Source organism: Sporomusa sp., from assembly GCF_035561255.1.
Taxonomy (GTDB): Bacteria; Bacillota; Negativicutes; order Sporomusales; family Sporomusaceae; genus Sporomusa.
In genome coordinates, this window is the sequence record NZ_DATMXX010000315.1 from 1 (window position 1) to 8653 (window position 8653).

The 8653-nt window shown below is 46.6% G+C and carries 9 protein-coding genes; 1 reads left to right on the forward strand and 8 read right to left on the reverse strand.

Annotation, left to right across the window (positions count from 1 at the left end; all coding sequences use genetic code 11):
• Positions 1-77 precede the first annotated feature (77 nt).
• Positions 78-1415 (reverse strand): HD domain-containing phosphohydrolase, encoded by a 1338-nt coding sequence (locus tag VN379_RS17130; RefSeq protein WP_325536023.1) that lies wholly within the window; start codon positions 1413-1415, stop codon positions 78-80.
• A gap of 137 nt (positions 1416-1552) precedes the next feature.
• On the opposite strand from VN379_RS17130, the gene VN379_RS17135 reads away from it, so the two are divergent.
• Positions 1553-2221 (forward strand): GGDEF domain-containing protein, encoded by a 669-nt coding sequence (locus VN379_RS17135; RefSeq protein ID WP_325536025.1) that lies wholly within the window; start codon positions 1553-1555, stop codon positions 2219-2221.
• A 68-nt stretch (positions 2222-2289) separates the two neighbouring features.
• Here VN379_RS17135 and VN379_RS17140 read toward each other — a convergent pair whose 3' ends face one another.
• From VN379_RS17140 to hcp, 7 genes are all read right to left on the reverse strand, one after another.
• On the reverse strand, positions 2290-2844 hold the full coding sequence (locus tag VN379_RS17140) for a LemA family protein (protein WP_325536027.1): 555 nt from the start codon (positions 2842-2844) through the stop codon (positions 2290-2292).
• Between the two features lie 235 nt (positions 2845-3079).
• A complete protein-coding gene (locus VN379_RS17145; protein WP_325536029.1) occupies positions 3080-3721 on the reverse strand; it encodes an isoprenylcysteine carboxylmethyltransferase family protein in 642 nt (213 codons plus the stop codon).
• Between the two features lie 51 nt (positions 3722-3772).
• Positions 3773-4549: a prolipoprotein diacylglyceryl transferase gene (gene lgt / locus VN379_RS17150; protein WP_325536031.1), complete on the reverse strand. Its 777-nt coding sequence runs from the start codon at positions 4547-4549 to the stop codon at positions 3773-3775.
• A 24-nt stretch (positions 4550-4573) separates the two neighbouring features.
• Positions 4574-4714: a hypothetical protein gene (locus VN379_RS17155; protein ID WP_325536033.1), complete on the reverse strand. Its 141-nt coding sequence runs from the start codon at positions 4712-4714 to the stop codon at positions 4574-4576.
• Positions 4715-4899: 185 nt separating this feature from the next.
• Complete coding sequence (gene ltrA / locus VN379_RS17160) at positions 4900-5967, reverse strand: group II intron reverse transcriptase/maturase (protein WP_325536035.1); 1068 nt, start codon at positions 5965-5967, stop codon at positions 4900-4902.
• Positions 5913-6308: a hypothetical protein gene (locus VN379_RS17165; RefSeq protein WP_325527241.1), complete on the reverse strand. Its 396-nt coding sequence runs from the start codon at positions 6306-6308 to the stop codon at positions 5913-5915. Before VN379_RS17165 ends, ltrA begins: the two co-directional genes overlap by 55 nt.
• 753 nt (positions 6309-7061) lie before the next feature.
• A complete protein-coding gene (hcp, locus tag VN379_RS17170) occupies positions 7062-8624 on the reverse strand; it encodes a hydroxylamine reductase (protein ID WP_325526683.1) in 1563 nt (520 codons plus the stop codon).
• Between the last annotated feature and the right edge of the window lie 29 nt (positions 8625-8653).

Here is an 8653-nt window from a genome sequence, read left to right on the forward strand (position 1 = left end):
AAACTTATGTAAATTGAATTTTACTAACCATTAAATTAGACAGTAAAGGGCGGCCCCGCCGCCCCTACCGGTTAATCCTAACTAACACCATCTATACTTTTCTCAAAAGCTGCTACCACCAGAGGGTCAAACTGCTTTCCCGCACAGCGGCGAATTTCATTTAACACAACCGCTTCTGCCATGCCTGCCCGGTACGGTCTATCAGACACCATCGCCTGATAGGTGTCGGCTACCGCAATAATACGCGCCCCTAACGGTATAGTGTTTCGGGACAGAGCCTCTGGATATCCATCTCCGTCCCAACGGGCGTGATGGTGTCTTACACTCTCAGCTACCTCTTTAAGGGCAGGAATGCCAGCGATAATCTTAGCACCGGTTTCAGGATGCTGCTTAATAATTGCCCACTCCCACTCTTCCAGCCTGCCCGGCTTATTGAGTATGTGGTCAGGAATTCCGATCTTGCCAATATCGTGGAGTAATGCAGTAATCCGTAAGGTTAATAGTTCGTCCTCAGAAAGCCCAAGCTCGCGTCCAATGGCCTCGGCTATGCTGGCAACGTGGGAGGAGTGTCCATAGGTATAAACGTCCTTGGCTTCCAAGGCCGTTACCAGTGATTCAATAGTAGACATCATCAAGCTTTCCCGTTCACCATGTAAGGCAGTGGCCAGACTATTAATCCGGGCGGCAAGTAAGGACACTTCGTCGCTCCCCTCTACCTTCAGATCAATATCATGTTTTCCGGCCGCAATTTGATCTATGGCTATATCAAGATTTCGAATTCTGGCTGCGAAATTCCTAGCAAGAAACCAACTGCACACCCCAACCAGAGCTATCGCTCCTAATGCGAATATCAACACCCGCTCAGCAAAATGGCGGGTATCGTTGGCGACAGCGGCCGCGTCCACCTCTAGCGCCAGCCAAGCCACCGTTCGCTCGTTGGCCTTTACCGGAGTATATACAGTGACAGTACCGTTTTCATTATTATCTGTTACCAAGGGGCGGTTGGCATCCCCAAAAGCAACGTCCTGGTCGTTGTATATAGTACCAGCTTGCCGCCCGGACTCATTCCGCGCATCCCATTCACTACGCACTACCAATACATTGTCTGTTAAGCTGCGCAGCAGAAATACCCTCGCAATATCCGGACTATTTTTTCCAATCGATTGCAAGAGTTGCCACAGCCGCTTGTCTGCCGTCTCCTCCGGCACCTGTCCAGTGAGTTCCTGCGGGGCATTACCGCCAACATGCATGGCCGCCATGTTAGCCATTACAATAAGATCACGTTTTAATGTATCCAGATGATTAGTGCGCATATGTAGAAATAGAGTATATGAAATAGCCATAGTAATAATGGCCGATAGTAGAAAAAACGCTGCAAACAGCTTAGTCTGTAAAGAAAGCTTTAGTGTTAGCATAGGATAGACACCCCTTCAATAGACAGTAACAAGACAAAACGTAAAGCTAGAGCTTTTAAAAAATATATAGTCAGCTTCGAGACGGTACAGTATAATAAAGTCACCATCCTGGGATATTTAGGCAAAGGACTGTGATTATGTACCCACACCGCACTATTATGTTAAAAAGTCTTCCCGTCATCTTAGGTATTCTCGGCCTATTATTCGGATTAAGCTGTTATCTGTTAGAAAAGCACGCCATCAGCAATGAGTGGCACTATTTTTACTGGTCAATATTTTTCATTATTCAGGCTATTGTCGGGGTGGCCTACGGGTTACTTATCCGAAGGCTCTATCATTTAGTCTATACCGACAGCTTAACCCAGCTTTGGAACCGCAAGTATTTTTTCGAAATGCTTAAGCAAGAATTACGTTGTCCAGCTTCCAGCAGTGGTGCCTTCCTCTTTATGCTGGATGATAATTTCAAGCGTATTAACGATACCTATGGTCATCAGGCAGGCGATGAAGCGCTCAAAATCCTTGCGGCAGTATTGCAAGACAATACACACCCCAGCGGTGTTGCGGCTCGGCTGGGCGGAGACGAGTTTGCCCTCCTCCTGCGAAATACAACAGAAGAAAGCGCCTATGCCAGGGCTGATACCATCCGAAAAACGGTAAACTCTCAGCTTGCAGTGTATCGTTCGACTATCAGTATCGGGATAGTCTCCAGCACAGCGGCCACTAGCGGTGATAAGCTGCTTGCGCTTGCCGATCAGGCCTTATATAGTGCAAAAGTTCATAAAGATTGCATTGTATTCTCAAAGTAACAATTCCCTAGCAGTAAGGTTATAGGCCCGGCGATTGCCGGGCCTTTCTGATTCCGAGAGTGAGCTTACTAAAACTTAACCTGCGGTACCTGTTTTGCGCCCTCATCGGCTTTAAAATATTCCTTGGGGCCAAACCCCATCGGGCCGGCAATGATACTGGTTGGCAGTGAACGAATGGAAGTGTTATATGCTTGAACACTCTCATTATAATCCTTACGGGCAACAGCTAGGCGGTTTTCTGTGCCTGCCAGTTCATCCATAAGTGCCCGAAAATTTTTGTCTGCTTTTAAGTCAGGGTAGTTCTCCGATATTACCAGCAGCCGGCTTAAGGCCGAACTTAATTCGCTATTAGCCTGCGCCTTGGCAACCGGACCTTGGGCACCACCCAGTTTAGCCCGCGCGTCGGCTACCGCTTGTATGGCTTGCTGCTCATGACCGGCATAGCCTTTTACCGTATTAACTAGGTTAGGAATCAAGTCGGCCCGGCGTTGAAGCTGATTTTCGATCTGACTCCACTTGCCATTCACATTCTCGCTCATACCAACTAAGTTGTTATATCCAGAGAAAACACTAACTACAATTACCGCTAAGACCGCCAAAACAATCCACACCGTCTTATTCATACTGATTCCTCCCTGAAGTACTCTTGCTAACAACCTCTGTATCATGAGTAGCTGACCAAAGGCTGGGTTGCTTGAACTTATTTTATGCCTTCAGTATACACCATAATTGTGAAGAACTTTTGAAGAATAAGTGAATAAATTGTGATATTTTGCTAGGAGATAAGCCCAGGCCGATCCTATAAGGCATCAAGTAAAAAAGCCTAGCGGTTAAAGCTAGGCAGAAATAGAGTGTAAATTATGCGGCTTTTCGCATCCCTGGACGGCTAAACGGAATGAACCCGGGGGTAACTGCCGCATAACTGGCATATTCCTCACCGAATTGTTCCAGGGCTTCCTTTTCTTCCTGACGCGCCAACCACACATACATACGGATAAGCACCGGATACATGAGCACGGTAAGCAGCGTTGGCCACTGGATTAAAAAGCCGGTCATGACAGCGATAAACGCAATATATTGGGGGTGGCGTACATAGGCGTACGGTCCGCTAGTCGCAACTACACCCTTACGCTGGGCTCGATATAAAAACATCCAGGTAAACCCAAGAAAAATCAACCCGCCAGATATCAGGAGATCGCTAACTCCGTGAATAGGGTTACTATGCGGGTCACCGGTAAACCCAAGCAGCGTATACCAAAGATGCCCGTAGTCGTGGGAAAAGATATCCAACTCCGGATAATGGCTTCCCAGCCAACCTGAAAACAAATAAATTGTCAACGGAAAACCGTACATCTCGGTAAACAGAGCAACCACGAAAGCCGAGAAAGTACCGAAGGTACGCCAATCTTTCAAAGAACGCGGACGCGAAAAGCTAAACGCAAATATGATTATAATCAGTGAGTTAATAATGACTACCGGCCACAAACCGTAATGTGCCATTGCTACCTACATCCTTTCGATTTCTGATAAAGCTATCATGTTTTAGATAGCTTACTTCCGGGTCCCAACCACCTTATTTTGAGTTGCCCACCATCCCCACAGCAGACTGGCCGCCAGTGCTGTAAGTAAAGCGGTTAGCTGCGCAGCCTTGAGCCCGCCGATAAGGAGACTATCTGTGCGTAAAAACTCTAAACCGAATCGAGCCAGTGAATACAGTACAAAATAGGCTAGCGCCACCTGACCGTCAAATTTCTTACGAGGAAATAAATACAGTAATATCCAGAGAATGAGCATATCAAGCCCGGCTTCAAGCAATTCGGCCGGTACTAGCGGCACATTACCCCAGGCGGCGTACGCCGGAGTTCCCGGTTGATAGACGACACCATACCAAGCATCGGTAGGTTTGCCATAAGCATCGCCGTTGAACAAACAGCCAATACGTCCAATGGCCTGCCCCAGAATCAGCGCAGGTGCGCCAATATCGACAAACCTCTTAAACGATAATCCCTTGCGGGGAAAATACCACAATGCCAGCAAGACATTGGCCATGACAGCCCCTTGAATAGACAGGCCTCCTTCCCAGAACATCAGGGCACGCAGAGGATTGGCAGCATATTGTTCCCAGGAAAATGCAACCTCCCACAGCCTGGCCCCCAAAATACCGGCAAATAAGCCGTATATTACATACTCTTGCAGCATATCCTCGGTAAATTCACTGTTCTTTCCCAGCCGTGTCGCCAGCCATAAACCAGCCAGCACCCCGACAGCCAACATAAGACCCCAGGCACGGACTTCGAAACCGTTGATACTAAATAAATTGGGATGCAAGTAGTTTCTCCCCTTTCCCCATCTTTAAGAATGCATGGCATAGACCATCGCCATTGCGGTCGTTGCCCATGCCCCCCACTTTAACAATTGAAGAACTACCTTCTGCCTCGGTGTATATGTTTCTGTATTTCCCGCCTCAGGCAGTTCGGATTTATTTTGTTCCATTGTAATTCCTCCTCGCCAAGCACTACACTTGTTTTTATAATCATACCATTTAGTTTTGAAGAACCTGTGAATACGCTGTGAAGAAATTGTGTTTTTTATAATCGAGTAAGAGGCTACCCATTAATTGAGTAGCCGACTTCTCACACCACCGTACGTACCGTTCGGTATACGGCGGTTCAACAGAATTAGTGTACTAATGAATACCTTTCACTTATGGTGATAAGGCCGCTTTTCCTAAGGTATTCATTGGTTAATGTCCGAGAAAGGATTGGGCTATTGGCTATATGCCAGTAGCTCTTTCTTGTATTGGCATATTCCCACGCTTTGCGGGTATCTATGCCATGAAGCACAAGATTGTCACGCTTCGTCCCAATTTTCTTCCATTGTTTCCAGAAGCACATTCGGATCCTTCTTCTCAGCCATTCATCCAATGCTTTGGTTATGGCCTTCATATCAGCCATCCCAAAGTAATTCACCCACCCAACAATGCACTGCCGGAGTTTCTCTGCTCTTTGCTCCACGCTCATGGCATTGCTTCGTCCTGTTATTTCTTTCAGCTTTTGCTTGAATTTCTTCACAGGTTTAGGGTGAACCCTAATTCCCAGTCCACCTTTCTTGTGGTAAAACGAGAAACCTAGAAATTTCAGCTTCCACGGCCGGTCTACTGCACTCTTTTCTTGATTGACCTTGAGCCTTAACTTTTGCTCAAGAAAGTGCGTGATACTTGCCATTACCCGTATTGCCGCTTTCCGGCTTTTGACGTAAATATTTTGGTCATCAGCATAGCGGCAGAATTTTAAGCCCCGTTTGGTTAGTTCAATATCCAGTTCATTCAGCATTACGTTGCTCAAAAGTGGAGAAAGATTCCCACCTTGCGGACAGCCTCCCTCGGTTTCCTGTACCACGCCATTTATCATGACGCCCGATTTCAGATATTTACGTATCAGCGACAGCACTCGGCTGTCTTCGATAGTTTCTGAAAGCAAGCGCATGAGTTTATCGTGATTTACAGTATCAAAATATTTCGCCAGGTCGATATCGACAGTCCATGTGTACCCGGCCTCGATATATTCCTTGCATTTTAATACCGCTTGCTTTGCACTTCTGCCAGGTCTAAACCCGTAGCTGTTTGCTGAAAACTGAATTTCATATATAGGGGTTAATATCTGGGCTATGGCTTGTTGTATCACTCGGTCGACTACAGTAGGTATGCCAAGCAGCCTTTTCCCTCCGTCTGGCTTCGGTATTTCCACCCGTCTGACGGGCTGGGTTTATAAGTCCCTTCCAGTATAGATTGCCTGATTTGGTTACCGTTTTGTTTCAAGAATTGTAAAAGTTCATTTACTGTCATTCCATCGACTCCGTGGCTCCCTTTGTTAGCCTTCACTCTTTTATAGGCAAGATTCATGTTATCTCGGTGAAGGATTTTCTCCATTAATCCACTGGCGTATTCATTGACACCGTTTCCGCCTCTTTTTGGCATGGGAGAAATGCTCGGCACTCCTACATTGCCTCCGAGTTCCACTCTTTTCTCCTGTAGGTAGTCTTCTTTTGGAAGTTGTCTGCTTTCTACGCATTTCTTCGTACCTTTCAAAATTCGGAAACCTCCTATTGTTCAGCCCTTCCCAAAGCGTATATATCCGTTCTGGTACTATGGCCTCTGCTGACTTCTGACAGTTCAGCCGTGCATTACTGCACGGGTTGCCGTCTCCAAATTCATGTCAACAGCTTGCTGTCAGACCTCCCCAGGTAAGAACGCTTACTTTCACTCCACATATCTGCTACATTTACACTGCCCGGCTTCGGATAGTTTAGGGCTTCGTTTTGTCGTGCAAACTCGCCCAGCGAACATATGCCTTATATGTAGTTCGTGTTCCTCAGACCGGAGTTTTGCCGCCGACTTCCTTCAGATTCGCCCTCACAGGCGACACCCTTGTCTTAGGCTAACGGTTGGCACTATCAACCCCCGTATTGGACTTTCACCAACAAGTAAGCGCCCATGCTGGGCGCACATGAAAAAGACTTCGCAATGACTGCGAAGTCTTTTTCATTTTGGTGCCGAGGACCGGAATCGAACCGGTACGAGCGTTTCCACCCGACGGGTTTTAATCCCGCCCTATGTATCTGTAGGTTGTATGATTGGATTTAGCAGTCAGTGAAAGAAGCTCTGGCGCACTTGTAAAGACATACTAGTATTGTCAGGCGGCTGTACTTCTTCAGTCATGCAACACACAAGGTTAACCAATCCCCAAGCTGAAGAAGAATGCGGCCCAGGACTCAATAAAGTTCGATTTCCTCTTAGCAATATAGATAGTTACCACTATAGTTATCTGAGTATGTATTCTTCCTATTTCAAAATAGCTTGGAGATCATTTTCCGGTGTGGTAATAGGGTGGAGATCAAACTTGGACACTAGGATATTAAGTACATTTGGTGATAAGAACGCAGGTAGCGAAGGACCGATGTATATATTTTTGATACCAAGAGCAAGAAGAGTGAGCAGGATACAAACTGCCTTCTGCTCATACCAGGAAAGGACCAAGGTGAGCGGCAAGTCATTAACGCCACACTTAAACGCGTCAGCTAATGCAACAGCCACTTGGATTGCCGAGTAAGCATCATTACATTGCCCCATATCCATAATCCGCGGCAGCCCACCGATTTCCCCGATGTTAAGGTCATTAAACCGATACTTTCCGCAAGCCAGTGTCAATATAACAGTGTCTTTCGGTGCTTTTTGTACGAATTCGGTATAGTAGTTCCGGCCTGGCTTTGCACCATCACAGCCGCCAACCAAGAAAAAGTGCTTAATGGCCCCTGCTTTTACCGCATCAATAACGGTTCCTGCAACACTAAGAACGGTATTGCGGGCAAACCCTGTCATCAGTTCTTTACCACCATTGATTCCGGTGAATTCTTTGTCTTCTGGCCAGCCACCCAACTCAATGGCTTTATTAATGAGCGCTGAAAAATCTTTTACATGATTCGAGTCCGGAATATGCTGTGCTCCCGGAAATGCCACTACAGAGGTGGTAAACACGCGGTCACTATAGGTGCTCTTGGGCACCATCAAACAGTTTGTAGTAAATAGAATGGGTGCTGGTATGTTATCAAACTCTTTCTGTTGATTCTGCCAGGCTGTACCAAAGTTGCCTTTAAGATGAGAATATTTATTTAACTCAGGATATCCATGGGCTGGCAGCATCTCGCCATGAGTATAGATGTTGACGCCTTTTCCTTCGGTCTGTTCAAGGAGCTGTTTTAAGTCAAGAAGGTCATGACCGGTAACAACAATGAACGGTCCCTTCTCCACAGTCATAGTTACTTTAGTGGGTTTGGGCTGACCGTAGGTGGAGGTGTTGGCATCATCAAGAATTGCCATACAGGCCAGATTGATTTTTCCAAACTCCATCAGGAGGTCAAGCCACTGTTCAGCAGTGTGTTCCTCGCCCAATGCGTTCAGACCTTTATAAAACCAGGCCGTAACTTCTGGGTTTTCTTTTTCTAATACGGCAGCATGCTCGGCGTAGGCCGCCATTCCACGCATTCCAAGCAATAAGGTGGATCGAAGTGATACAATGTCGGTGTCACCACTCCACAGCTCACTTGGAGCAAAATCTTCTGCCGCTAAGTCCAACTTGTTCTTTTCTTCGTGAATTCGCTCAATTAGTGCCTTTATTCGGTCACTGTCAAAACTAACATTTGTAACTGTGGTGAAAAGCCCCTGCCGTACTAGGTCGTTGGCTGTTTTGCCTGCACTTTTTCCCTGTGCTGCTCTGGCCAAACCAATTAACGCACACGTGAGCTCATCCTGACTGTTAGCTACAACTGGCTGCTTTCCACATACACCTACTTTAGTGCAACCTTTCCCGCCTGCAGTCTGTTCACATTGAAAACAAAACATCGACATTGATTTGCCCTCCTTGATATTAGTTGAAG